Source organism: Campylobacter sp. IFREMER_LSEM_CL1085, assembly GCF_025772235.1.
In the GTDB taxonomy this organism is placed as follows: Bacteria; Campylobacterota; Campylobacteria; order Campylobacterales; family Campylobacteraceae; genus Campylobacter_D; species Campylobacter_D lari_D.
This window is the reverse complement of record NZ_JAKMRU010000002.1, coordinates 48,016-71,435: the sequence shown is the minus strand read 5'-3', so window position 1 is coordinate 71,435 and position 23,420 is coordinate 48,016. Positions and strand designations below refer to the sequence as shown.

General features: G+C 32.1%; 36 protein-coding genes and 1 tRNA gene. 33 read left to right on the top strand and 4 right to left on the bottom strand.

Annotated features, from left to right (window positions below):
• Positions 1–32: 32 nt before the first annotated feature.
• The gene (gene purM, locus L8W56_RS01505; protein ID WP_263659183.1) at positions 33–1,022 is read right to left on the bottom strand and encodes a phosphoribosylformylglycinamidine cyclo-ligase; all 990 of its coding nucleotides are present in this window, start codon (positions 1,020–1,022) and stop codon (positions 33–35) included.
• 58 nt (positions 1,023–1,080) lie between these two features.
• Here purM and coaE point away from each other — a divergent pair, with 58 nt between their 5' ends.
• Genes coaE through L8W56_RS01490 form a run of 3 tightly spaced genes read left to right on the top strand, consistent with a single transcriptional unit; the run spans position 1,081 to position 3,101 of the window.
• Positions 1,081–1,683: a dephospho-CoA kinase gene (gene coaE / locus L8W56_RS01500; RefSeq protein ID WP_220566998.1), complete on the top strand. Its 603-nt coding sequence runs from the start codon at positions 1,081–1,083 to the stop codon at positions 1,681–1,683.
• Complete coding sequence (gene dapF, locus L8W56_RS01495; RefSeq protein WP_133319131.1) at positions 1,670–2,419, top strand: diaminopimelate epimerase; 750 nt, start codon at positions 1,670–1,672, stop codon at positions 2,417–2,419. Before coaE ends, dapF begins: the two co-directional genes overlap by 14 nt.
• Positions 2,394–3,101, top strand: a complete 708-nt coding sequence (locus L8W56_RS01490; RefSeq protein WP_263659182.1) for a glucosaminidase domain-containing protein — start codon at positions 2,394–2,396, stop codon at positions 3,099–3,101. Before dapF ends, L8W56_RS01490 begins: the two co-directional genes overlap by 26 nt.
• Here L8W56_RS01490 and L8W56_RS01485 read toward each other — a convergent pair.
• Together L8W56_RS01485 and L8W56_RS01480 are read right to left on the bottom strand one after the other, a co-directional pair.
• On the bottom strand, positions 3,098–4,159 hold the full coding sequence (locus L8W56_RS01485; RefSeq protein ID WP_263659181.1) for an ATP-binding protein: 1,062 nt from the start codon (positions 4,157–4,159) through the stop codon (positions 3,098–3,100). The genes L8W56_RS01490 and L8W56_RS01485 overlap by 4 nt on opposite strands.
• 18 nt (positions 4,160–4,177) lie before the next feature.
• A tRNA-Ala gene (locus L8W56_RS01480) sits at positions 4,178–4,253 on the bottom strand.
• A 226-nt stretch (positions 4,254–4,479) separates the two neighbouring features.
• Here L8W56_RS01480 and rpsJ point away from each other — a divergent pair.
• From rpsJ to map, 30 genes are all read left to right on the top strand, one after another.
• The gene (gene rpsJ / locus L8W56_RS01475) at positions 4,480–4,791 is read left to right on the top strand and encodes a 30S ribosomal protein S10 (protein ID WP_012660810.1); all 312 of its coding nucleotides are present in this window, start codon (positions 4,480–4,482) and stop codon (positions 4,789–4,791) included.
• Between the two features lie 9 nt (positions 4,792–4,800).
• Complete coding sequence (gene rplC / locus L8W56_RS01470; RefSeq protein ID WP_012660811.1) at positions 4,801–5,376, top strand: 50S ribosomal protein L3; 576 nt, start codon at positions 4,801–4,803, stop codon at positions 5,374–5,376.
• Positions 5,373–5,987: a 50S ribosomal protein L4 gene (rplD, locus tag L8W56_RS01465; protein ID WP_039617137.1), complete on the top strand. Its 615-nt coding sequence runs from the start codon at positions 5,373–5,375 to the stop codon at positions 5,985–5,987. Before rplC ends, rplD begins: the two co-directional genes overlap by 4 nt.
• A gap of 1 nt (position 5,988) precedes the next feature.
• Positions 5,989–6,270, top strand: a complete 282-nt coding sequence (locus L8W56_RS01460) for a 50S ribosomal protein L23 (protein WP_039617139.1) — start codon at positions 5,989–5,991, stop codon at positions 6,268–6,270.
• A 1-nt stretch (position 6,271) separates the two neighbouring features.
• Complete coding sequence (gene rplB / locus L8W56_RS01455) at positions 6,272–7,102, top strand: 50S ribosomal protein L2 (protein WP_039625087.1); 831 nt, start codon at positions 6,272–6,274, stop codon at positions 7,100–7,102.
• A 1-nt stretch (position 7,103) separates the two neighbouring features.
• Positions 7,104–7,385 (top strand): 30S ribosomal protein S19, encoded by a 282-nt coding sequence (gene rpsS / locus L8W56_RS01450; protein ID WP_039664929.1) that lies wholly within the window; start codon positions 7,104–7,106, stop codon positions 7,383–7,385.
• Positions 7,386–7,394: 9 nt separating this feature from the next.
• The gene (gene rplV, locus L8W56_RS01445) at positions 7,395–7,769 is read left to right on the top strand and encodes a 50S ribosomal protein L22 (RefSeq protein WP_039617143.1); all 375 of its coding nucleotides are present in this window, start codon (positions 7,395–7,397) and stop codon (positions 7,767–7,769) included.
• Between the two features lies 1 nt (position 7,770).
• Positions 7,771–8,472, top strand: coding sequence for a 30S ribosomal protein S3 (rpsC, locus tag L8W56_RS01440; protein ID WP_039617145.1), 702 nt, complete (start codon positions 7,771–7,773; stop codon positions 8,470–8,472).
• 2 nt (positions 8,473–8,474) lie between these two features.
• A complete protein-coding gene (rplP, locus tag L8W56_RS01435; RefSeq protein WP_012660818.1) occupies positions 8,475–8,900 on the top strand; it encodes a 50S ribosomal protein L16 in 426 nt (141 codons plus the stop codon).
• Positions 8,887–9,072, top strand: a complete 186-nt coding sequence (rpmC, locus tag L8W56_RS01430; RefSeq protein ID WP_012660819.1) for a 50S ribosomal protein L29 — start codon at positions 8,887–8,889, stop codon at positions 9,070–9,072. Before rplP ends, rpmC begins: the two co-directional genes overlap by 14 nt.
• A 9-nt stretch (positions 9,073–9,081) precedes the next feature.
• Complete coding sequence (gene rpsQ / locus L8W56_RS01425) at positions 9,082–9,333, top strand: 30S ribosomal protein S17 (protein WP_039617148.1); 252 nt, start codon at positions 9,082–9,084, stop codon at positions 9,331–9,333.
• The gene (gene rplN / locus L8W56_RS01420) at positions 9,333–9,701 is read left to right on the top strand and encodes a 50S ribosomal protein L14 (RefSeq protein ID WP_012660821.1); all 369 of its coding nucleotides are present in this window, start codon (positions 9,333–9,335) and stop codon (positions 9,699–9,701) included. Before rpsQ ends, rplN begins: the two co-directional genes overlap by 1 nt.
• Positions 9,701–9,928, top strand: coding sequence for a 50S ribosomal protein L24 (rplX, locus tag L8W56_RS01415; protein WP_012660822.1), 228 nt, complete (start codon positions 9,701–9,703; stop codon positions 9,926–9,928). Before rplN ends, rplX begins: the two co-directional genes overlap by 1 nt.
• A 1-nt stretch (position 9,929) precedes the next feature.
• Positions 9,930–10,475 carry a 50S ribosomal protein L5 gene (gene rplE, locus L8W56_RS01410; RefSeq protein WP_133319134.1) on the top strand — a complete coding sequence of 182 codons (546 nt, stop codon included), beginning with the start codon at positions 9,930–9,932 and terminating at the stop codon, positions 10,473–10,475.
• Position 10,476: 1 nt separating this feature from the next.
• The gene (locus tag L8W56_RS01405; RefSeq protein WP_012660824.1) at positions 10,477–10,662 is read left to right on the top strand and encodes a type Z 30S ribosomal protein S14; all 186 of its coding nucleotides are present in this window, start codon (positions 10,477–10,479) and stop codon (positions 10,660–10,662) included.
• Positions 10,663–10,674: 12 nt separating this feature from the next.
• Entirely contained in the window at positions 10,675–11,070 is a 396-nt protein-coding gene (gene rpsH / locus L8W56_RS01400; protein ID WP_039617152.1) for a 30S ribosomal protein S8, read from the top strand.
• 78 nt (positions 11,071–11,148) lie between these two features.
• On the top strand, positions 11,149–11,685 hold the full coding sequence (gene rplF / locus L8W56_RS01395; protein ID WP_220567001.1) for a 50S ribosomal protein L6: 537 nt from the start codon (positions 11,149–11,151) through the stop codon (positions 11,683–11,685).
• 9 nt (positions 11,686–11,694) lie between these two features.
• Complete coding sequence (rplR, locus tag L8W56_RS01390) at positions 11,695–12,051, top strand: 50S ribosomal protein L18 (RefSeq protein ID WP_039617157.1); 357 nt, start codon at positions 11,695–11,697, stop codon at positions 12,049–12,051.
• A 16-nt stretch (positions 12,052–12,067) separates the two neighbouring features.
• Positions 12,068–12,511 carry a 30S ribosomal protein S5 gene (gene rpsE, locus L8W56_RS01385; RefSeq protein ID WP_039617161.1) on the top strand — a complete coding sequence of 148 codons (444 nt, stop codon included), beginning with the start codon at positions 12,068–12,070 and terminating at the stop codon, positions 12,509–12,511.
• A 3-nt stretch (positions 12,512–12,514) separates the two neighbouring features.
• Positions 12,515–12,907 (top strand): 50S ribosomal protein L15, encoded by a 393-nt coding sequence (gene rplO / locus L8W56_RS01380; RefSeq protein ID WP_039617163.1) that lies wholly within the window; start codon positions 12,515–12,517, stop codon positions 12,905–12,907.
• Entirely contained in the window at positions 12,907–14,169 is a 1,263-nt protein-coding gene (gene secY / locus L8W56_RS01375; protein ID WP_133319135.1) for a preprotein translocase subunit SecY, read from the top strand. Before rplO ends, secY begins: the two co-directional genes overlap by 1 nt.
• Before the next feature lie 41 nt (positions 14,170–14,210).
• Complete coding sequence (gene murI, locus L8W56_RS01370; RefSeq protein WP_133319136.1) at positions 14,211–14,951, top strand: glutamate racemase; 741 nt, start codon at positions 14,211–14,213, stop codon at positions 14,949–14,951.
• 114 nt (positions 14,952–15,065) lie between these two features.
• Positions 15,066–16,097, top strand: coding sequence for a type II asparaginase (locus L8W56_RS01365; RefSeq protein ID WP_263659249.1), 1,032 nt, complete (start codon positions 15,066–15,068; stop codon positions 16,095–16,097).
• Positions 16,098–16,182: 85 nt separating this feature from the next.
• The gene (locus L8W56_RS01360) at positions 16,183–16,830 is read left to right on the top strand and encodes a ferritin family protein (protein ID WP_263659180.1); all 648 of its coding nucleotides are present in this window, start codon (positions 16,183–16,185) and stop codon (positions 16,828–16,830) included.
• A 54-nt stretch (positions 16,831–16,884) separates the two neighbouring features.
• Positions 16,885–17,358, top strand: coding sequence for a DNA-deoxyinosine glycosylase (locus L8W56_RS01355; protein ID WP_263659179.1), 474 nt, complete (start codon positions 16,885–16,887; stop codon positions 17,356–17,358).
• Positions 17,358–17,909 (top strand): ribonuclease HII, encoded by a 552-nt coding sequence (locus tag L8W56_RS01350; protein WP_263659178.1) that lies wholly within the window; start codon positions 17,358–17,360, stop codon positions 17,907–17,909. The genes L8W56_RS01355 and L8W56_RS01350 overlap by 1 nt, the downstream gene beginning before the upstream one ends.
• 160 nt (positions 17,910–18,069) lie before the next feature.
• The gene (locus tag L8W56_RS01345) at positions 18,070–19,098 is read left to right on the top strand and encodes a tRNA-dihydrouridine synthase (RefSeq protein WP_263659177.1); all 1,029 of its coding nucleotides are present in this window, start codon (positions 18,070–18,072) and stop codon (positions 19,096–19,098) included.
• A 98-nt stretch (positions 19,099–19,196) separates the two neighbouring features.
• Positions 19,197–20,480 carry an aromatic amino acid transport family protein gene (locus L8W56_RS01340; RefSeq protein WP_133319191.1) on the top strand — a complete coding sequence of 428 codons (1,284 nt, stop codon included), beginning with the start codon at positions 19,197–19,199 and terminating at the stop codon, positions 20,478–20,480.
• 11 nt (positions 20,481–20,491) lie between these two features.
• A complete protein-coding gene (locus L8W56_RS01335) occupies positions 20,492–21,859 on the top strand; it encodes an L-serine ammonia-lyase (RefSeq protein WP_258107772.1) in 1,368 nt (455 codons plus the stop codon).
• An 89-nt stretch (positions 21,860–21,948) separates the two neighbouring features.
• Complete coding sequence (gene map / locus L8W56_RS01330; protein ID WP_263659176.1) at positions 21,949–22,704, top strand: type I methionyl aminopeptidase; 756 nt, start codon at positions 21,949–21,951, stop codon at positions 22,702–22,704.
• A 16-nt stretch (positions 22,705–22,720) separates the two neighbouring features.
• Here map and L8W56_RS08830 read toward each other — a convergent pair whose 3' ends face one another.
• The gene (locus L8W56_RS08830; protein WP_263665375.1) at positions 22,721–23,347 is read right to left on the bottom strand and encodes a methyl-accepting chemotaxis protein; all 627 of its coding nucleotides are present in this window, start codon (positions 23,345–23,347) and stop codon (positions 22,721–22,723) included.
• Positions 23,348–23,420: the final 73 nt, after the last annotated feature.

The following is a 23,420-nucleotide window of genomic DNA, read 5'->3' as shown; positions in this document are numbered from 1 at the left end:
ATGTGATTTATTAGCAAACTCTAGGGAGTTAATTACTCTAAAACAACCCCTTCATTTAGCACAACTTCGCCTATTACATAAGCATCTGAATTCTCTAAAACTTTTCCTACATTAGATGGATCTACCACCATAACTAAGCCCACACCCATGTTAAAGCTTCTATACATTTCAGCTTCTTCTACGCTTTGGCCTATTTGATAAAAAATTTCAGGAGTTTTTAGATGATGTTTTCTAATAATAGCACCTATTCCTCTTGGAAAAACTCTAGGTAAATTTTCTACTAAACCACCACCTGTTATATGAGCTAGTGCATTGATGAAGGGTTTTAATTTTAAAAAGTCTTTTACATAAATTCTTGTAGGTTCAAGTAAAATATCGATTAAATTTTTACCATCTATTTTATCATCAAATTTAAGCTTTTGTACTTCAAATAATACTTTTCTAGCTAAAGAATATCCATTAGAATGAAGCCCACTACTAGGCAAAGCTAGTAAAATATCTCCATTTTTTACAAAATTTCTTCTATCTATTTCATCTTTTTCAGCCATGCCCACTGAAAAACCTGCTAAGTCAAAGTCATTGTTATGATACATTCCAGGCATTTCAGCAGTTTCTCCGCCTATTAAGGCACAATTTGCTTTTTTACAACCATTAGTAATCCCTGCTACAACCTTTTTAGCTACTTCTACATCTAACTTTGCACTTGCATAATAGTCTAGAAAAAACAAAGGCGTAGCAAAATTGCAAATTAAATCATTCACACACATTGCTACTAAATCTTCGCCTATTGTGTCAAATTTTTGACTATCAATAGCAAGACGCAACTTTGTGCCTACCCCATCTGTTGCTGCTAGCATAACAGGATTTTTAAAACCACTTGGCATGGCAAAAGCGCCTGAAAAAGAACCTATGCCACCTAAAACATTTTCATTAAAAGTTTCTTTTACTAAAGGCTTAATTGCTTCTACAAAAGTATTACCATTGTCTATACTTACGCCCGCATCTTCATAGCTTATATTCATTTATCTTCCTTTAAGAATTTAAAAGGTATTTTAACTAAAAATATTTTAAGGTTAAATTATGCAAAATGCTTATTTTGTGACTTCAAGTATAGCAGGTGGAAAGTCAAGCTTTATAAAAATAGTTCAAAATTTGGGTTTTGATACTTTAAGTGCAGATGTGATAGCTCATGAGCTTTTAAATGAAAATGCTAATTCTATAGCTAAGCTTTTTGATAATGATGATTTACTTATAGCAGGAAAAATAGATAGAAAAAAGCTTGGTGCTATTGTATTTAATGATTTAAACGCCAAAAAAAAGTTAGAAGGTTTTTTACATCCTAAAATCAAAGAAGAAATTTTACAAAAAGCACTAATTTTAGATAAAAAAAACAAGGCTTTTTTTATAGAATTGCCTTTATTTTTTGAAAATAATCATTATCAAGATCTAGGAAAAAGTATATTGATTTATGCTCCAAAAGAAATTTTATTAAAAAGATTAATGCAAAGAGATAATTTAGATGAAAATGAAGCCTTAAAAAGAATTAATTTGCAACTTGATATAGAAGAAAAACTAAAAAAAGCAGATTTTGTGATAAAAAATATTTCAAGTTATGAAAAATTTGAAGAAAATGTGCTAAATTTTTTAAAACATACTTTAAAGGTTAAAAATGAAATTTTATAAATATTGTGCAAGCGGAAATGATTTTGTAGTATTTGCAGATGGTGAAAAAAAAGATCGTAGCGAGTTAGCTAGAATTCTTTGTAATCGTTATGAGGGCATAGGTGCTGATGGACTTATAGTAGTTGTGCCTCATGATAGATATGATTTTGAATGGGAATTTTATAATTGCGATGGTAGTAAAGCAAATATGTGTGGTAATGGATCGCGTGCAGCAGCTCATTTTGCTCATCATTATCTAAAAAAATCACAATATTTAAATTTTTTAACCGGAGCAGGACTTATAAAATCATTTGTTGATGATGACATGGTAGAGATTAAATTAAGTGGAGTGAAGGATATTAAAGAAGCTTTTAAACATAAAGATAGAATTTGGCAAGGATGTAATACAGGTGTGCCACATATGGTGACTTTTGTTGATGATTTAAATGAATTTGATGTAAATTTATGCAAAGAAGTGCGTAAAAAATATAATGCAAATGTTAATTTTGCTAAAATAGAAAATGAAGAATTTATAAGAGTTAGAACCTATGAACGCGGGGTAGAAGATGAGACTTTAGCTTGTGGTACAGGTATGGGAGCTTGTTTTTATCTTGCTTATTTAAATCAAAAAGTTAAAGATGATATTTTAGTAAAACCAAAAAGCAAAGAAAATTTATATTTTAGATTAGAGGATGATCAAATATTTTTCAGAGGAAAGGTAAAGTGCTGTTTTGAAGCTGATTATAATTTTACTTAGTAGTTTTTTATTTTTAAAAGCTGAATTTATAGCAGGTTTTGATAAATATTATTATGCTTTAAGTATAAAAGAAAAGCGTGAAGTTTTTATCAAAAAAATCAATGCTTTGTTAGATGTTTCTTTCAAAGAAATTGAAAATGAAAAAGAATTTATAGATATTTTTTTTGAGGAAGCTTTAAAGAGTAATTTTAGAAAACTAAATTCTAATGCTGTGCAAAAACTATGGTTTTTAAAAGAAAAATATCGCGTTAAAAATTTATACGATCACAAGGAATACCAACTGCGTATCCAAAAAGTTCCAAAATCTTTAGCCATAGCTCAAGCAATTATTGAAAGCGCAACTGGTACAAGTCGTTTTGCTAAAGAAGCAAATAATTTATTTGGAGAATGGACTTGGGGCGAGAAAGGTTTGATTCCAAAAGAAAGAAGTGAAGGTAAAACTCATAAAATTCGTATATTTGATACCTTGCAAGAAAGCGTGGATTCATACTTGCTAAATTTAAATCGTCATGATGCTTATAAGGAATTTAGAGCTTGGCGGTGGGATGCTATAAATCAAAATGAAAAACTTGATGGCAAAGAAGCGGCAAGTCATTTGGAAAAATATTCAGAGATTAAAAGTAATTATACCAAGCTTATTATTTCTATCATAAATCAACATAAGCTTGATGAGTTAGATTAATTTCCTAAAGCCCACTCATCAAAAGGTAAAATCATCACACGCGCCCCTTCTATGAAAAATTCATCTCTTTGCGAAAGCGTGATGATATAAATAGTCGAAAGTGCAAGTTGGTTTTTACTAAGTATTTTTTTGACTTTTAAACTAAGTAAATCTTTATCTTTAAAGGGCGAGCATAAAAATGCATTTTTAAGACTTGGTAAGTAAAAATCAAAATATTTGGTATAAAAAATTTCTTGTTCAAATTTAAACAACTCGCTTAAAATCAAATTTTCAAACAAAGCACTAAAGTCTTTTTGTATGCTTAGAGAATTTTTTAGTGAAAAGTCCCAAAAATATACTTTTTTTAAATTTTTTTCAAGATTTTTTACAAAATACAAAGTGTAGTTTGATTCTAGTTTTTCTATGCTTTTATATAAGGTATCTTTGGAAATTTTTATAGTATTTTTTAGTGTTTTTAATAGCTCATTAACGCTAAATTCATTCCCGAGTTCTAAGGCAATTTGTTTGAGTATGGTAAGCTCTAATGGAGTGTAAAAACTTCTTAAGTATGATGAGTTTGTGTTAAAGTTGTGATTTAAAATCACATTGCGTCCTGTATGTAAAAAATAACTTACCATGGTTTTAGTGTCAGCATATTTTTTGTTTAAGCTTAAAAATTCTTCAAAGTCTAAATAATCTAAATGAAGTTCTTCAAAATAATCTAAATGAAAATTGCTATCACAAACGCTTATTATGATTTGCAAATTAAGGTGTTTTAAACTGGCAAAGTCAAAATTATGAGCAAAGTTGCAAAGTGCTAAAAATTTAATCTGTGGATTATAGGTTAAAAACGAATTTAAATTTACCAAAGCACTTGCTTGAAATTTCAAATCATCACAATCGATAAAAAGTATATTTTCACTTTTGTACAAAGATAAAAAATTTAAAATTAAATTTTTCTTACCACTTGCAAAACCACCTTTTATAATGATGTTTTTATGGGTTTGAATTTGAATTTTTCTTTCATCAAATTTTTGAAATTTTGGGTAATTATCGTAAAAAAATTGTAGTGATTTCATAAATTTCTTTGCAATTAATGGTGGAGCATAGCGGGTTCGAACCGCTGACCCCAACGCTGCCAGCGTTGTGCTCTCCCAGCTGAGCTAATGCCCCTTTAGATTTTGAAATCATACTATATTTTTTCTTAGATTTTCTTAATGTATAAAAAATCTTGTAAATTTTATAAAATTTAATTTTTATCCTTTTTAAAAGGAAAATAATTAAAAAAAATGTATAAATTTCTTGACATAGCAAAGGCTCTTTTTATATAATCTCAACATCATTTTATATGGTGGTTAGATTCTTATGGGTCTAACGAGTTCTTTACAAAGGAAAAAATATGGAAAGAATCAGGCTTAAGCTAAAAGCTTATGACCACAGAGTTCTAGATCGCACAGTTGCAGCAATTGTAGAAGCTGTTAAAAGAACAGGTGCTGACATCAGAGGTCCAGTGCCAATGCCTACAAAAATCAAAAGATACACAGTTTTGAAATCTCCACACATCAATAAAGATTCACGCGAACAATTTGAGATGAGAATTCATGCTCGTATGCTTGATATTGTAGCAGCTACTCCAGATACAGTAGATTCACTCACTAAGCTTGACTTGGCTCCAGAGGTCAATGTTGAAGTAAGAGCTATGGGTAAATAAGGATAGAATATGGAATACATTGTAGAAAAAATTGGTATGAGTAGAACAATCAGCACACCAAGCATTCCTGTAACCTTACTTAAACTTGTTCAAACTAAAGTATGTGAAGTAGAAAATGGAAAAGCTTTGGTTGCTTATGTAAAAGGCAAAGCAAATAATAAATGCATTGCGGGTCAGCAAAAAAAATACAATCTTTCAGCTGAATATAATAGATTTGCTTCTTTAGAAGTAGCAAACACAGAAGCAGGTGATATTGATCTTAATCCTTTAAAAGAAGCTTCTATCTTAAAAGTAAGCTTTAATTCTAAAGGTAGAGGTTATAGTGGGGTTGTTAAAAGACACGGATTTGCCGGAGGTCCTGCAAGTCACGGTTCAAGATTCCACAGACGCCACGGATCAATCGGTAACCGCGAATGGCCAGGTCGTGTTCAACCAGGTATGAAAATGGCAGGTCATTATGGTAATGTAAAAGTTACTGTTAAAAATGAAGTAGTTTCATTTGATGAAGAAAATGGCATCTTAGTAGTAAAAGGTGCGGTACCAGGATTTAATGGTGCTATGGGTAAAATAAGGATTGCAAAATGAGTAAAGTAACTGTTTTAAATGATAAATTTGAAAAAGCTAGTGAACTCGATCTTCCAGCAAAATATGCAGAAGTTAATCCTCACAACCTTTATTTATATGTAAAATCTTATCTTGCTAGCCTTAGAGCAAACACAGCTCATACTAAAGGTAGAAGCGATGTAAGCGGTGGTGGTAAAAAACCATGGAGACAAAAAGGTCGTGGTGGTGCAAGAGCAGGTTCAACAAGAACGAATGTTTGGGTTGGTGGTGCTGTAGCATTTGGCCCTACAAACAATCGTAATTATTTCCAAAAAGTTAATAAAAAACAAAAACGCTTAGCGCTTGAAAGAGCATTGGCTGATAAAGCACAAAACAATGCATTATTCTCAGTAGATAGTTTAAGCATTGAAAGCGGTAAAACAAAAGATGCAAATGCAGTTATTAAAAAGCTTGGTTTAAAAGATGCTTTAATTGTAAAAGATTTACTAGATGAAAAAACACTTCTTGCTTTTAGAAACTTAGCAAATTGCTATGTAGTTGATATTAGCGAAGTAAATGCTTATTTAGTATCTGTATTTAATGCTGTTATCATTGAAAAAGCAGCGCTTGAATCTATCGTAAAAGAGGGTTAAAATGGCAGATATTACTGATATAAAAACAATACTTTACACTGAAAAAAGCTTAAACCTTCAAGAGCAAGGTGTTGTAGTTATTCAAACTTCTCCAAAAATGACTAAAAATGGTTTAAAAGAAGTTTTAAGAGAATATTTTGGTGTAACTCCAGTAAGAATTAATTCTTTAAAAATGGATGGAAAAGTAAAGCGTTTTAGAGGTCGTGAAGGTCAAAGAAATAGCTTTAAAAAATTCTATGTTAAGCTACCAGAAGGTGTGAGCTTAGAAAGTTCGGAGGCATAAGATGGCAATTAAAACTTATAAACCATATACTCCAAGTAGAAGATACATCACAGGTGTAAGCTCTGATGATATCACAGCAAAAGCTAGTGTGCGTTCATTACTTGTAAAACTTCCAGCTCATGCAGGTCGTAACAATAATGGTAGAATCACAAGCCGTCATAAAGAAGCAGGTGCTAAAAAACTTTACAGAATTATAGATTTTAAAAGAAGAAAATTTGGTATTGAAGGTAAAGTTGAAGCAATCGAGTATGATCCATACAGAAATTGTCGTATTGCATTAATCTCTTATAGAGATGGTGAAAAAAGATACATCTTACAACCAAAAGGTTTAAGCGTTGGTGATGTTATTTGCGCTGCTGAAAGCGGACTTGACATTAAACCAGGTAATGCTATGAAATTAAGAAACATCCCAGTGGGTACTATTGTACACAATATCGAGTTAAAACCGGGCAAAGGTGGACAAATGATCCGTTCAGCGGGTGCTTATGCTCAATTAATGGGTAAAGAAGAAAAATATGTTATCTTAAGACTTGCAAGTGGTGAAATGAGACAAGTTTTAGCTGAATGTATGGCAAGTATCGGTGAAGTTGGTAATGAAGAATGGTCAAATGTGACTATCGGTAAAGCAGGAAGAAACCGCCATAGAGGTATTCGTCCTCAAACAAGAGGTTCTGCGATGAACCCAGTTGATCACCCGCACGGTGGGGGTGAAGGTAAGAAAAATTCAGGCCGTCATCCAGTTACTCCATGGGGTAAACCAACTAAAGGTGCTAAAACTCGCCGTAAAAAAGCTAGCGATAAGCTAATAATTTCAAGAAGAAAAGGAAAGTAAGATGGCTAGGTCACTAAAAAAAGGTCCTTTTGTTGATGACCATGTAATGAAAAAAGTCATCGCTGCTAAAAAAGCTAACGATGGTAAGCCAATTAAAACTTGGTCAAGACGCAGCACTATTATACCTGATATGATAGGTTTAACTTTTAATGTTCATAATGGAAAAAGCTTTATCCCAGTATATATTACTGAAAATCATATCGGTTACAAATTAGGTGAATTTGCACCTACTAGAACATTTAAGGGTCATAAGGGCTCTGTTCAGAAAAAAATAGGTAAGTAAGGGAGATTTATGAGTAGAGCGTTAATTAAATTCATAAGATTATCTCCAACTAAAGCGAGATTGATTGCTAGAGAAGTTCAAGGTATGAATGCAGAGCTTGCATTAGCTAGTTTGAAATTTATGCCAAATAAAGGTGCTAAATTTATAGCAAATGCTATTTCAAGTGCTGTAGCAAATGGCGGATTTGAAGCAAATGAAGTTGTTGTTTCAAGTTGTCGTGTTGATGCTGGTGCGGTTTTAAAAAGATTTAGACCAAGAGCTAGAGGAAGTGCTAGTCGTATTAGAAAGCCAACTTCACACATTTTGGTAGAAGTTAGTAAAGTAGAAGCAAGTGCTGAAAAAACTACAAAAGCTAAAAAAGCATCAGTGAAAAAGGAAAGCTAATATGGGACAAAAAGTAAATCCGATTGGTTTAAGACTAGGAATTAATAGAAATTGGGAATCAAGATGGTTTCCTACAAAAGCTAATTTAGCAGAAAATATTGGTGAAGATTATAAAATCAGAACATTTTTAAAAAGAAAACTTTATTATGCAGGAATTAGCCAAATTCTTGTAGAAAGAACAGCGAAAAAATTAAGAGTAACTGTTGTAGCTGCAAGACCAGGGATTATTATTGGTAAAAAAGGTAGTGATGTTGATATTTTAAGAAAAGAACTTCAAGATTTAATCAAAAAAGAAGTTAATATCAATATCAAAGAAGAAAGAAAAGCAGGTGCTTCAGCTCAGCTTGCAGCTGAAAGTGTTGCTACTCAACTTGAAAAAAGAATTGCTTTTAGAAGAGCAATGAAAAAAGTAATTCAAGGAGCGCAAAAAGCAGGTGCTAAAGGGATTAAAGTTTCAGTTTCAGGCCGTTTAGGTGGTGCTGAAATGGCAAGAACTGAATGGTACCTAGAAGGTCGTGTTCCACTTCACACTTTAAGAGCAAAAATCGATTACGGTTTTGCAGAAGCACATACTACTTATGGAAATATAGGTATTAAAGTGTGGATCTTCAAAGGTGAAGTTTTACAAAAGGGTGTTCAACCTGAAAAAACCGAAGAAAACGCTCCAGCTAAAAAAACTAGAAGAGCAAGAAGAGGTAAATAATCATGTTAATGCCAAAAAGAACAAAATATCGTAAAATGATGAAAGGGCGTAACAGAGGTTATGCCAACAGAGGGACTGAATTTACTTTTGGTGATTTTGCCCTAAAAGCAACTGAAGCTGGCCGTATCAATTCACGCCAAATCGAAGCAGCTCGTATTGCTTTAACTCGTTTTGTAAAAAGACAAGGTAAAACTTGGATTAGAGTTTTCCCAGATAAACCTCTAACTAAAAAACCTTTAGAAACTCGTATGGGTAAAGGTAAAGGTGCAGTTGAGGAATGGGTAATGAACATTAAACCAGGTCGTATTATTTATGAAATGGCAGGGGTTAATGAAGAAATGGCAAGACAAGCTTTAACTTTAGCGATGCATAAATTGCCATTTAAAACTAAGTTTGTTACAAGAGAGAGCCAAAATGAAATATACTGAGATTAAAGATAAAACAGCAGGTGAGCTTGCAACAATGCTAAAAGAAAAAAAGGTGCTTTTATTTACTTTAAGACAAAAGCTAAAAACAATGCAGCTAACTAATCCTAAAGAGATTAGCGAAGTTAAAAAAGACATCGCTAGAATCAATACTGCAATTAGCGCTTTAAAATAAGGATAGAAAATGGCATTTAAAAGAGAAATTCAAGGCGTTGTTGTTCAAATTGCTGGAGATAAAACAGCAACAATTTTGGTTGAAAGAAAAGTGGTTCACCCAAAATACAGAAAAATCGTAAAACGCTTTAAAAAATATTTAATTCATGATGAAAGAAATGAACTTAAAGTGGGAAATACTGTAGTTGCTATTGAATGTAGACCACTTTCTAAGAGAAAATCATTTCGCTTAAAAACTATAGTATCAGCAGGAGTTGAGTAATGATTCAAAGTTTTACTAGGCTTGCAGTTGCTGATAATAGCGGTGCAAAAGAATTAATGTGTATTAAGGTTTTAGGTGGTAGCAAAAGAAGATACGCTACTGTTGGTGATGTAATCGTTGCATCTGTAAAAAAAGCTCTACCAAATGGTAAAGTTAAAAAAGGTCAAGTGGTAAAAGCAGTTATCGTTAGAACTAAAAAAGAAATTCATAGAGACAATGGTTCTTTAATTCGTTTTGATGAAAATGCAGCAGTTATTCTTGATGCTAAAAGAGAGCCTATCGGAACACGTATTTTTGGACCAGTAGGTCGTGAAGTAAGATATGGTGGCTTTATGAAAATTGTTTCACTAGCACCGGAGGTGTTGTAATGAAATTAAAAATTAAAAAGAATGATATGGTAAAAGTTATCGCAGGCGATGACAAAGGCAAAACAGGTAAAGTTTTAGCAGTATTTCCTAAGACAAATAAAGTAATTGTTGAAGGTTGTAAAATCGCTAAAAAAGCTGTTAAGCCAAGTGATAAAAATCCAAATGGCGGTTTTATCAATAAAGAAATGCCAATGGATATTTCAAATGTAGCAAAGGCAGGAGAATAAGATGATGAGATTGAAAGAAAAATACACTCAAAATATCAAACCTGCTTTAGTTAAAGAATTTGATATTAAAAATCCTATGCTTGTTCCTTTTATTGAAAAAGTTGTAATCAGTGTAGGTGCTGGGGAATTAGCAAAAGATCAAAAAGTATTACAAAATGTTGCAGATACTATTTCATTGATCGCTGGGCAAAAAGCAGTTATCACAAAAGCTAAAAAATCAGTTGCTGGTTTTAAAGTAAGAGAAGGCTTCCCAGTAGGTGTAATGGTAACATTAAGAAAAGACAATATGTATGCTTTCTTAGATAAGCTTATTACTATAGCTCTTCCTCGTGTTAAAGACTTTAGAGGTCTTCCAAGAGATGGTTTTGATGGAAGAGGAAACTATAACTTTGGTTTAGATGAGCAGTTAATGTTCCCAGAAGTTGAATATGATAAAATCTTAAGAACTCATGGTATGAACATTTCTATCGTTACAACAGCAAAATCAGATAAAGAGGCACAAAAATTATTAGAATTATTTGGCGTGCCATTTGCAAAAGGAAAGTAATATGGCTAAAAAATCAATGATTGCAAAAGCTGCCCGCAAACCTAAATTTAGCGTTAGAGGGTATACTAGATGCCAAATTTGTGGAAGACCACATTCAGTTTATAGAGATTTTGGAATTTGTAGAGTTTGCTTAAGAAAAATGGCAAATGAAGGTTTAATTCCTGGTCTTAAAAAAGCAAGTTGGTAAGAGGAAAGAACCATGATAAATGATTTAATTTCAGATTCACTAACAAGAATTAGAAATGCAGGGATGAGAAGATTAGAGACTACTCAACTTTTGCATTCTAAAGTTATCGAAGCTTTACTTGGAATTTTCCAAGCTAAAGGCTATATTGAAAGCTTTAATGTTATTGAAGAGGATAAAAAGAAATTCATCAATGTAGTTTTAAAATATGATGAAAAAGGCAAAAGCGTAATTAATGAAGTTAAGCGTATTTCTAAACCTGGTCGTCGTGTTTATAAAGGCAAAGATGAGATCAAAAGATTTAAAAACGGTTATGGTACTATCGTAGTAAGCACTTCAAAAGGTGTTTTAGCTAACGACGAAGCTTATAAAGCAGGCGTTGGCGGCGAAGTTTTATGTACTATTTGGTAAGAGTTTCTACTTTTTATGGTATTCGGTATCCATTCTTATAAAGTAGTCATATCGTAGACAAGTAAAAAGGAAAAATGAATGTCTCGTATAGGTAAACAACCAGTTGCTATTCCAAGTGGAGTAGAAGTAAAATTAGAAGGTAACTTGCTAAAATTCAAAAAAGGAAATTTAGCAAAAGAGCTTGATACAAAAGCAAATGTTAATGTTGAGATTAAAGAAGCACAAATTCTTTTCTCTCCTAAAGGTGAAGATAGACAAAGTAGAGCTTATTGGGGAACTTATAGAGCTTTAGCTCAAAACATCATCATCGGTTTAACTGATGGTTTTAGCAAAACTTTAGAAATCAATGGTGTTGGTTATAAAGCTGCATTAAAAGGTAAAGTTCTTGAACTTGCTTTAGGTTTTTCTCATCCTATCAACTATGCTATTCCAGAAGGCATAGAAATTACCGTTGATAAAAATAATGTTATTATCAAAGGTAGTGATAAACAAGTGGTAGGTCAAGTTGCTGCTCAAATTCGTGAATTTAGACCACCTGAGCCTTACAAAGGAAAAGGTGTTAAATATTCAGATGAGCGTATTATCCGCAAAGCTGGTAAGACATCTAAGAAGTAAGGATAGAATATGAGAGCAAATGTATTAAAAAGAAAAATATCTTTAAGAATTAAAAGAAAAAAAAGAATTAGAGCAAAAATTTCAGGAACACAAGCTCTTCCAAGAGTTTCTGTTTTTAAATCAAACAGAACTTTATATATCCAAGCTATCGATGATGTTAAAGCAGTAACTTTAGCAGCAGTAGATGGAAGAAAAATTGGTGTTAAAGCAAATAAAGAAGGTGCTAAAAAAATAGCAGCTGAATTTGCAAAAGTTTTAAAAGCTAAAAACATAGAAGAAGCAGTGTTTGATAGAAATGGTTATTTATACCATGGTGTTATTGCAGCATTAGCTGAAGCACTAAGAGAAAACGGAATCAAACTATAACCCAAAAGGAAGATCGATGGAAAAATATAATAGAGAAGAATTTGAAGAAGTAATCGTCGATATCGGCAGGGTTACTAAGGTTGTTAAAGGTGGTAGAAGATTTAGATTTACTGCTTTAGTTATCGTTGGAAATAGAAAAGGTTTAGTTGGTGTGGGCTATGGAAAAGCTAAAGAAGTTCCAGATGCTATCAGAAAAGCAGTTGATGATGCTTTTAAAAACATTGTTGAAGTTAAAACAAAAGGTTCAACTATACCTCATGATGTAGAAGTAAAATACAACGCAAGTAGAATCTTACTTAAACCAGCAAGCGAAGGTACAGGGGTTATTGCAGGTGGTTCAACACGTCCTATCGTGGAACTTGCAGGTATTAAAGACATTTTAACTAAGTCTTTAGGTTCAAATAATTCAGCAAATGTTGTGCGTGCTACTATCAAAGCACTTACAATGCTTAAAGGATAATCAATGAATTTAACAAAAGCACCAGGTTCAACACATAAAACCAAAAGAATAGGCCGTGGTCAAGGTAGTGGTATGGGAAAAACTTCCACTAAAGGTGGAAAAGGCCAAACTGCTAGAAAAGGTTATAACGAAAAAAGAGGTTTTGAAGGGGGTCAACAACCACTTCAAAGACGCTTACCAAAAGTAGGTTTTACTTCTAAATTTGAAAAACCTTATGTGATTAATGTTGAAAAAATCACAGCAATCAAAGAGCTTAGCGAAATTACATTTGAAACAATCAATAGCATTCATAAGCTTTCAAAAAATGTAAATAAAGTTAAGCTTATTGGAGCAAGTGCTAAAGATCTTGCTAGTAAAATTAAAGACGAGAAGATCACTTTTAGCGGACAAAAATAATGAATAAAGCATTGACAAATAAAATTCTCATAACATTAGCTTTTTTATTTGCTTATAGAATATTAGCTTATGTTCCAGTTCCGGGGGTTAATGTCAGTGTTATCAAGGAATTTTTTGATTCTAATGCATCTAATGCATTAGGCTTGTTTAATATGTTTAGTGGGGGTGCTGCTGAAAGACTTAGCATCATCTCTCTAGGCATTATGCCTTATATTACTGCTTCGATTATTATGGAGCTTTTAGCGGCAACTTTTCCTAACATAGGAAAGATGAAAAAAGAACGCGATGGTATGCAAAAATATATGCAAATTATCCGTTATGCTACTATAGCTATCACTTTGATACAAAGTATAGGCGTTTCTATAGGCTTGCAAAGTCTTCATGGGAAAGCAGGTCAGTCAGCTATTATGATTGATATGAATACTTTTATTGCACTTTCTGCTATTTCTATGCTTGCAGGTACCATGCTTTTAATGTGGATAGGTGAGCAAATCACTCAACGCGGTATAGGAAATGGTATTTCTTTGATCATCTTTGGCGGTATTGTTTCTACAATTCCAGGTGCAATTAGTGGAACAGTAAATTTGGTAAATACAGGTGAGATGAATTTCTTGACTATCATTGCTATTTTAGTTGTAATTTTACTTACTATTTGGGCTATTATAGTAGTAGAGCTTGGAGAAAGAAGAATTCCTATTTCTTACTCAAGAAAAGTAATCATGCAAAATCAAAACAAACGCATTATGAATTACATACCTATTAAAATAAATTTAAGTGGAGTAATTCCTCCTATTTTTGCAAGTGCGATTTTGATGTTTCCAAGCACTATTTTGCAAACAAGTACAAATGAGTATGTGTTAAAAATTTATGACTTTTTAAATCCAAATGGATTTTTCTTTCATTTTTTAACTTTCTTACTTGTTATTTTCTTTGCGTATTTTTATGCATCAATTGTATTTAATGCAAAAGATATAGCTGAAAATCTTAAAAGACAAGGCGGTTTCATACCAGGTATTAGACCAGGTGAAGGAACTGCAAATTATCTTAATGAAGTAGCATCAAGACTTACCTTGTCAGGTTCTATTTATTTAGGGCTTGTAGCTACATTACCATGGCTTATTGTGAAGTTGTTTGGTGTGCCTTTTTATTTTGGTGGAACTTCTGTTTTGATCGTAGTTCAAGTAGCGCTTGATACAATGAGAAAAATCGAAGCTCAAATTTATATGAATAAATACCAAACCTTAAGTGCAGTAGGCTTATAAGAAAGTAGATTTTCTACTTTCTTCTCTTTTTAAGGATTTTGATGAGACTAGGCGTTTTTGATAGCGGTGTAGGTGGGCTTAGTGTTTTAAAATCTTTACTTCAAGCAAAACTTTTTAAAGAATATATTTACTATGGAGATACCGCAAGGGTACCTTATGGGGTTAAAGATAAAAAAACTATCATTAAATTTTCCCTAGAAGCTTTAGAGTTTTTCAAAGAAAAAAAAGTCGATATGCTTATTATTGCGTGTAATACAGTTAGCGCGCATGCTTTAGAAATTCTAAAAGCAAATGCACCATTTCCAGTTCTTGGAGTTATAGAAGCAGGGGTTTTAGCGGTTAAAAACTCTTTAGAAGATAAAAACTCTAATATATTAGTCATTGCAACACAAGCTACCGTGGATTCTCACGCTTATAAGCAAGCTTTAATCAAAGAAGGTTTTTTAAAAGTGGAAGAAAAAGCAACTGGGCTTTTTGTACCTATGGTTGAAGAAGGGATTTTTCAAGGAGATTTTTTAAAAGCTGCTTTTGAGTATTATTTTAATAAGCTTAAATTTCATCCTAATGCTCTAATCTTAGCATGCACGCATTTTCCTTTAATCGCCCATTCTTTGGAAGAGTATTTTGGCAAAAATACAAAACTTATTCATTCAGGCGAGGCTATAGCTTTGCAATTGCAACAAGAATTTAACTTAACATCAATCCAAGAAGAAGCTAACATTCAATTTTATGCTTCAAGCGATGTGGAAAAACTAAAAAAAATTGCAAATTTATGGCTTTAATTAATGAATATTTACTAAAGTATTTTTTATATTAATAATTTATTTTTATTTAAACATAGTTGCATTATAATTTTTATCATTTCTAATGAAAGGACTAACATGAAAAAAATGTTAATGTGCGCAGCTATGGCACTAAGTTTAGGAGCAGGAATTTTGGAAGCAAAACCAAAAGTTGCAATTTTAGCTACAGGTGGAACTATTGCAGGCTCGATTGATAGTTCGGTAGCTACAACAGGTTATACAGCGGGTGTTTTAGGGGTTGATGCTTTGATTAAAGCAGTGCCTCAAATTCAAGATTTAGCAGTAATTAGCGGGGATCAAATTGCAAATATTGATAGTAAAGATATGACAAATGAAATTTGGCTAAAACTTGCTAAAGAAGTCAATAGGCTTTTAAAATCTGATGTAGATGGAGTTGTGATTACTCATGGTACTGATACCATGGAAGAAACTGCATATTTCCTAAATTTAACCGTAAAAAGCGATAAACCTGTTGTTTTAGTTGGTGCAATGCGCCCATCAACTGCAATTAGTGCAGATGGTCCTAAAAATCTTTACAATGCTGTAGCGTTAGCAGCAGATCCACAAGCAAAAAATAAAGGTGTAATGGTGGCTATGAATGATAGAATTCAAAGCGCTAGAGGCGTTATGAAAACTCATAGTTTAAATGTAAATGCATTTAGTTCACCGGATATGGGTGATGTGGGTTATATAGTAGATGGAAAAGCATTCTTCTACAATACTAATACAAAATTACACACCAAAAAATCTCCATTTGATGTTAGCAAGCTAAAAGAATTACCAAAAGTAGATATTCTTTATAGTTATGCAAATGATGGTAGCGGTGTTGCAGCAAAAGCTTTGTTTGAAAATGGAACTAAAGGTATAGTTGTAGCTGGAACAGGTGCTGGCAGTATTCATGATTATCAAAAAGATGTATTAAAAGAATTGCTTAAAAAAGGTCTTAATGTAGCGGTAAGTTCACGCGTAGTAGCTGGTAGAGTTGCAGTAAGTGATGCTGATGCAAAACTTGGTTTTATTGATACAGGTGATATGAGTCCTCAAAAAGCTAGAGTATTATTAATGCTTGCTTTAACTAAAACAAGTGATCCTAAGAAAATTCAAGAATATTTCTTAAAATACTAAAATCTTTTAGCGCCCAAATGCTACAATAACATTTGGGTGAGTTTTTCAATCAAAATCTTACTTAAATTAATCACAAGGATATTAAATGAGACAATATGAAAGCTATAAATGCCAAAAATGCGGCAATGAAGTAGAAGTGCAAAATGTAGGTGGTGGAAAGCTTAGTTGCTGTGGTCAAGAAATGGAGTGCATTACTAAAGATTTAACAGCCATAAATTTGATGAAAGCTTTCGCAGGTGAATCTATGGCAAGAAACAAATATGATTTATTTGCAGATATTGCTCAAGAAGAAGGTTGGCATGCTATTGCAAAGCATTTTAGAGAAGCTGCAGAAAATGAAAAATGGCATGCAAGAGCTGAGTTTAAAGCTTATCATGAATTAGTAGATGGTAAAGCTTTAGAAGAAACTGCTAAAAATTTAATCTGTGCAGCAGAGGGTGAAAATTACGAGCATACTACCATGTATCCAAATTTTGCACAAATTGCAGAAGATGAAGGCAAGAAAAATATAGCAAGATTATTTACTGCCATAGGTAAGGTAGAGATAGAACACGAAAGAGAGTATTTAGCGCTTAAAAAAATGCTTGAAGAGGAAGACTTCTTTAATTCAGATGTAGAAGAATTATGGGTTTGTGAAGTTTGTGGGCATATACACCGTGGTAAAAAAGCACCAAATGCCTGTCCTTTGTGTAAAGCTCCAAAAGAATACTTCAAACGAGAATTTTTAGGATAATTTTAAAAATCTTGATAAAAATGATAAAATATTTTATTTTTATCAAGGCCTAATATGCAAATTCTAAGTCATCCTTTTGAACCTTTTTTTGATGAAAACTCAAAAGTTTTGATACTAGGTTCTTTTCCATCTATTAAATCAAGAGAAGAAAATTTTTATTATCAACATAGTAAAAATCGCTTTTGGCGTATCTTTGAAATATTATTTGAGTGTGAGTTAAAAACAGTACAAGTTCAAAAAGCTTTTTTGAAAGTAAATCATATAGCACTTTGGGATGTTATAGCAAGTTGTAAGATAAAAAATTCAGATGATAAAACTATTTCTTATGCCAAAGCAAATGATATAAGTATTATTTTAGATAAGGCAAATATAGAAAAAATTTGTGTATTAGGTAAAGTTGCAAGTAAATATTTTGCTAAATTTTATCCTGAGCAAGAATTTTTTGAACTTCCTTCAAGCTCACCTGCCAATATAAATTATTCTTTAGAAAATTTAGTAGAAAAATATACTATTATAAAGGAAAAATAATGGCTTTAGTTGGAGTAGATGAGGCTGGGCGTGGAGCTTTAGCTGGAGATATGCACTTGGCAGCTTGCAAGCTTTTAAAAAATATTGATGGTTTAGCTGATTCTAAAAAATTAAGTGCAAAAAAAAGAGAAGAATTATATGAGCAAATTCTTTCTAATTCAAATTTTTTAATCCTTGCTTTTTCACCTTTGCAAATTGATATTTTAGGACTTAGTCAGTGTTTAAATTTGGGCTTAAAGATAATAAAAAAACATTTTAACCAAGATGAGGTTTTATATGATGGAAATTTAAATTATGGTGTTTTGGGTATTAATACTATGATTAAAGCTGATATGAAAGTGCAAGAAGTTTCAGCCGCTAGTATATTAGCTAAGGTAAGTCGTGATCAAAAAATGTGTTATTTTTCTAAAATATATAATAATTATGATTTTGATAAACACAAAGGTTATGGTACAAAAGCTCATATAGAAAAGATTAAAGTATTTGGTTATTCGCCCTTACACCGCAAAAGCTTTATGTTAAAGTGTTTTGAGAAAAGCTTATTTGATTAGATTGTGTTTTGTAGTTTTAATAATGAAAAAATATAATTAAAAACTATTTTTTTAATAATAATCTATTAAAAATTATAATATTGGTCTAAAATACTCTATGTTTTAAGAAAAATTAATTTTTTTCTATTATAGTAATATAAAAAATATTTTAAGGGGTATTATGTCTTTACTTTTAAGTGAGCTAAAGATTGGAAATTTTTATGTAAAAAATCGCATCGTAATGCCTCCTATGGATATGTATGAAACACAAGTTTTAGATGGTAAGATTAATCAATTTCACTTGATACATTATGGAGCTAGAGCTTTGGGTGGTGTTGGGCTTATCATAGTTCAAGCTTGTGCGATTAGTGAAAATGCAAAAATTGCTGATAATGATATAGGCCTTTGGGGAGATTTTCAAATTCGAGGACATAAGGAGCTTGTCGATCTTTGTCATCATTTTGGTGCTAAAGTTGCTATCCAACTAAATCATAGTGGTCGTAAAAATTCATGCAAACAAGCTATATCAAAAGCCCCAAGTAATATCGCTTTTAGTGAAAAATTTTCTAAACTTCATGTTTTAAGTAAAGATGAAATTTTACAAATTGAACAAGAATTTATCCAAAGTGCTAAAAGAGCTAAAGAAGCAGGCTATGATGCGATAGAGCTTCATAGTGCTCATGGGTATTTGCTTAGTTCATTTTTATCTCCTTTATCAAATCAAAGAGATGATGAATATGGTGGTAGTTTTGAAAATAGAGCGCGTCTTTTGTGTGATATCATTAAGCGTATAAAAAAAGAAGTTGATATTACTTTATTTGTAAGAATTTCAGCTACAGAGTGGCAAGAGGGTGGTTGGAATTTGGAAGATAGTAAAAAACTTGCCTTGATTTTAGAAAATTTAGGCGTTGATATGTTAGATATTTCAGCAGGAGGAAATATCAACAAACCTTCTTTAGTGCCAAATATAGCACCACTTTACCAAGCTCCTTATGCTAAGGCTTTAAAAGAAGTTGTTAAAATTCCTATATCTTGCGTGGGTCTTATAAATAGTGCTAGCGAAGGTGAGGCTTTGCTTTTGGGTGAGGTGTGTGATTTAGTTTGTTATGGTAGAAAATTATTAAGAAATCCAAATTTTGCAAATGAAGCCGCAGTTGCTTTAAATGAAAGGGAAAAAATCACGCCAAACTACTCAAGAGCATATTTGTAAAATAATACAAAAAGTTTTTAGGTAAAAGCTTTTTTTATTATTTTATACAAGGAGAAAATGTGGATAATCTTAAGTGGAATTCTTTTGATACGCGTTGGATGCTTTCTCTTTTTGGGACTGCAGTTGGTGCTGGGATTTTATTTTTACCTATTAAAGCAGGTGTTGGTGGTTTTTGGCCAGTTGTTGTAATGGCTTTGATTATTTTTCCAATGGTGTATTTAAGCCATAGAGCCTTAAGTCGTTTTGTATGTCAAGCAAATGGTAATGATAAAGATATTACTCATGCGGCTGAAGAGTATTTTGGTAGAAAAGTAAGTATTTTTATTTCTGTGCTTTATTTCTTTGCAATTTTCCCAATTTGTTTAGCATATTGTGTAGGTATAACTAATACTTTTGAGAGTTTTATTTATAATCAATTCTTACCACTTTTAGATCCAAATGGTTCTTTCGCAAACGCAATTAGTGCTATGTATCAAACAAGTGTAAATGAGCAAGGAAAAACTATAGCTAATTTACTTCCTTTTTATAGAGCGCTTTTTGCTTTTGTTTTAGTAAGTATTTTTATGCTTATTATGCTTTTTAGTGAAGAATTAATTACCAAAGTATGTGAGTGGCTTGTATATCCTTTATGTGCTATTTTATTTTTATTTTCTTTATATCTTATCCCGCAATGGTCGTTTGAAAGTTTTAGTGCTATTCCTGGAACAAAAGAATTTATTACTATAGTATGGCTAACTTTACCGGTTTTAGTGTTTTCATTTAATCACTCACCAGCGATTTCTACTTTTTCTTTAAGTGTAAAAAGGCAATATCCTGAAAATTCAGTACAAAAAGCAAATCAAGTGTTATTTAGAACTTCTGTAATGTTACTTGCTTTTGTAATGTTTTTTGTGGTATCTTGCGTGCTTTCTTTAACTCCTGCAGAACTTGCTGAAGCTAGAGCACAAAACATACCTGTACTTTCTTATTTTGCTAATAAACTTGATAATCCATTTATTTCTTATGGTGGTCCACTAATCGCATTTTTAGCAATTTCTAGTTCATTCTTTGGGCATTATTTTGGTGCTAGGGAAGGTGCTTATGGTATAGTTAGAAAATGTTGTAAATTAGCAGGTAATGATAATCCGGATTTGAAAAAAATCGCAGTTTATTCAACTTTGGTAATGTATATTGTTATGTTAATTACTGCTTATGTAAATCCAAGTATTTTAGGTTTTATTGAAAGCTTAGGTGGTCCAATCATTGCCGCAATCTTATTTTTAATGCCTATGATTGCAATTTACACTGTATCTAAAATGAAAAAATTCCAAAACAAAGCTTTAGATGCATTTGTGTTTATCACAGGTATTTTGACAATCATCACTGTAATTTATACTTTTTAAGGTGCTGATGAATGAGTAGTAATTTAAGTATATTTAAAGTTGGTGTCGGTCCTTCATCTTCTCATACTTTAGGACCAATGCTAGCAGGGAATATGTTTTGTGAAAAAATCAAAGATAAAATCACACAAATTACAAAAATTCAAATCAAACTTTATGGCTCTTTATCGCTTACTGGTAAAGGCCATTTAAGTGATAAAGCTATTATATGGGGGTTGAGTGGCTTAAGAGCAAAAGAATTAAATATTGCTTTGCAAGATCGTGTGTTTAATAAAATTTTGCAAGATAAAATTTTGGTTTTAGATGCTCAAAAAGAATTAAATTTTGATTATGATAAAGATTTGATTTTTGAAAAAGACTTTTTACCTTTGCATGAAAATGGATTGAAAATAAGTGCTTATAATGAAAATAGAGAAATCATTGCTGAAGAAATTTATTATTCGGTAGGCGGTGGTTTTGTTATGAGTGAAGCTGAACTTCAAAAACACAAAGATGGAGCTTGTGAGCAAAAACATACTAAATTAGAACTTGATATTAATAATGCAAGCGATGCTTTAAGAATTTGCGAAGAAAATTCATGGGATCTAGCAAAACTCTCTTATGAATATGAGCTTCAATTTCACACTAAAGAAGAAATTAGAGCTTATTGTTTAGAAATTTGGGAAGTAATGCAAGAAGTTTATTATAATGGTATTCATCCAAGCTCAGATTTTCTTCCAGGGAATTTACATTTAAAACGCCGCGCCAAAGGACTTAATGAGCGTTTGGCTATGACAAGTGATCCTTTAGGAATTATTGATTTTATTTCTTTATATGCTATTGCTATTGCAGAGGAAAATGCAAGTGGAGCTAGAGTGGTAACTGCACCAACTAATGGTGCATGTGCTGTTGTACCTGCTGTAATGCTTTATCTTAAAAATCATACTATTGGTTTTAACGATGAAAAAGCCATTAATTTTTTACTTACTGCTATGTTAATAGGCTCTTTTTATAAGAAAAATGCAAGTATAAGTGGTGCTGAAGCTGGCTGTCAAGCTGAAATTGGTAGTGCAAGTTCTATGGCAGCAGGAGCTATGGCTACTGTAATGGGTTTTGATGCAAAGATAGCTTGTAATGCTGCTGAAATTGCAATGGAGCATCATTTAGGTTTAACTTGTGATCCAGTAAGTGGTTTAGTGCAAATTCCTTGTATAGAAAGAAATGCCTTTGGAGCGATTAAAGCAATTTCAGCTGCTAGAATGGCAATGAGTAGAAAATCAACTCCAAAAGTAAGTCTTGATGAGGTTATAAAAACTATGTATGAAACCGGCAAAGACATGAACTCAAAATACAAAGAAACTTCTTTAGGTGGCCTAGCTACTAATCTTACAAGTGTATGTTAAAACCTTAAGTTTTAAAACTTAAGGTTTTTCCTTAAAGCTTTTAAAAGCGCATAAATGCTAAATTTTTAAAAATTTTAAGGAAAATATAAATGATAGAAATCAAAAAACCAGCAGAAATAGAAAAACTACGCAAGGCAAATGAACTTGTAGCTAGAACGCTTGACTATCTAGAGGGTATTATAGTTCCGGGTATGAGTTTAAAAGAAATTGACATTAAGGCAGAAGAATTTATACTTGATCATGGTGCAAAACCATCTTTTAAAGGCTTATATGGTTTTCCAGGCAGTATTTGTATCTCGCTTAATCAAGCTTGCATTCATGGCGTAGGGGATGAGCGTATTTTAAAAGAAGGCGATATTTTAGGGCTTGATGTGGGTACTTGCATAGATGGATATTATGGAGATGCAGCAAGGACTATACCTATAGGTCAAATTTCAGCCACTGATGAGGCTTTGATTGCTTGTGCTAAAGATGCTTTGTATTATGCTATAGATATTATCAAAGAAGGTATGCGTTTTAAAGAGCTTTCATATGAGCTTGGCGAGTTTATCGCTAAAAGAGGATTTGTACCTTTGAAAGGTTATTGTGGTCATGGTATAGGTAAAAAGCCACACGGTGAGCCTGAAATTCCAAATTATTTAGAACCAGGTGCTAGTGCAAAAAGTGGACCTAAAATCAAAAATGGCATGGTATTTTGCATAGAGCCTATGGTATGTCAAAAAGATGGCACACCGGTACATTTAAAAGGTAATTGGGAAGCAGGAAGCAAAGATGGATTAAATGCTGCTCATTATGAGCATTGTGTTGCAATTATAAATGGCAAAGCAGATATTTTATCTAAGTAAGAAAGTTTAAACTTTCTTACTCAAATGTTTTTAGTTTTTCTGAAAGTTTAGAAGCATTTTCTAAAACATCTTGTGAAATTTGTGTTAGCTCGAGTGAATAGTTTTTAACACAATTTGCAAGCTCAGTCACTTTTTCTACATTTTGTTCTAACTCATTCATTTTAGCTTTTGACTCATCACTTTTTTCTTCCATAATTTTAGTAGAATGGATACTTGTTTTTAATTTTTCTATAGAAGCACCGACTTCACCTTGTAAGATATTAGCTTTGTTGGAAGTATCACTCATAGATTGATGAATTCCATCCATCAAGCTTTTGTTGTCATTGATTTGTTGTACTATAGTTCTTACAGTAGTTTCTATAGCGACTAAAGATTTTGTAGTTTTATCAGCTAAGTTTCTAACTTCATCAGCAACAACAGCAAAGCCTCTACCATGTTCTCCTGCACGAGCTGCTTCAATAGCTGCATTTAAAGCTAGTAAGTTAGTTTGATCGGCTATATCTTTGATAGCTGCTGTAACTTCTACAATACTATCAGCACTTTGTACTAGTATATCCATAGCACTTAAAACACTTTGTTCTTTTTCTCCACTTAGTAATATAAGCTCTACTAACTCTTTAAGTGTTTTTTCAACTTCTCCCATAACTTCTTGCATATCATGCATATCTTTTATAGTATTTTTAGCTAGATTTTGAGTTAAGTCTATATGACTTTCT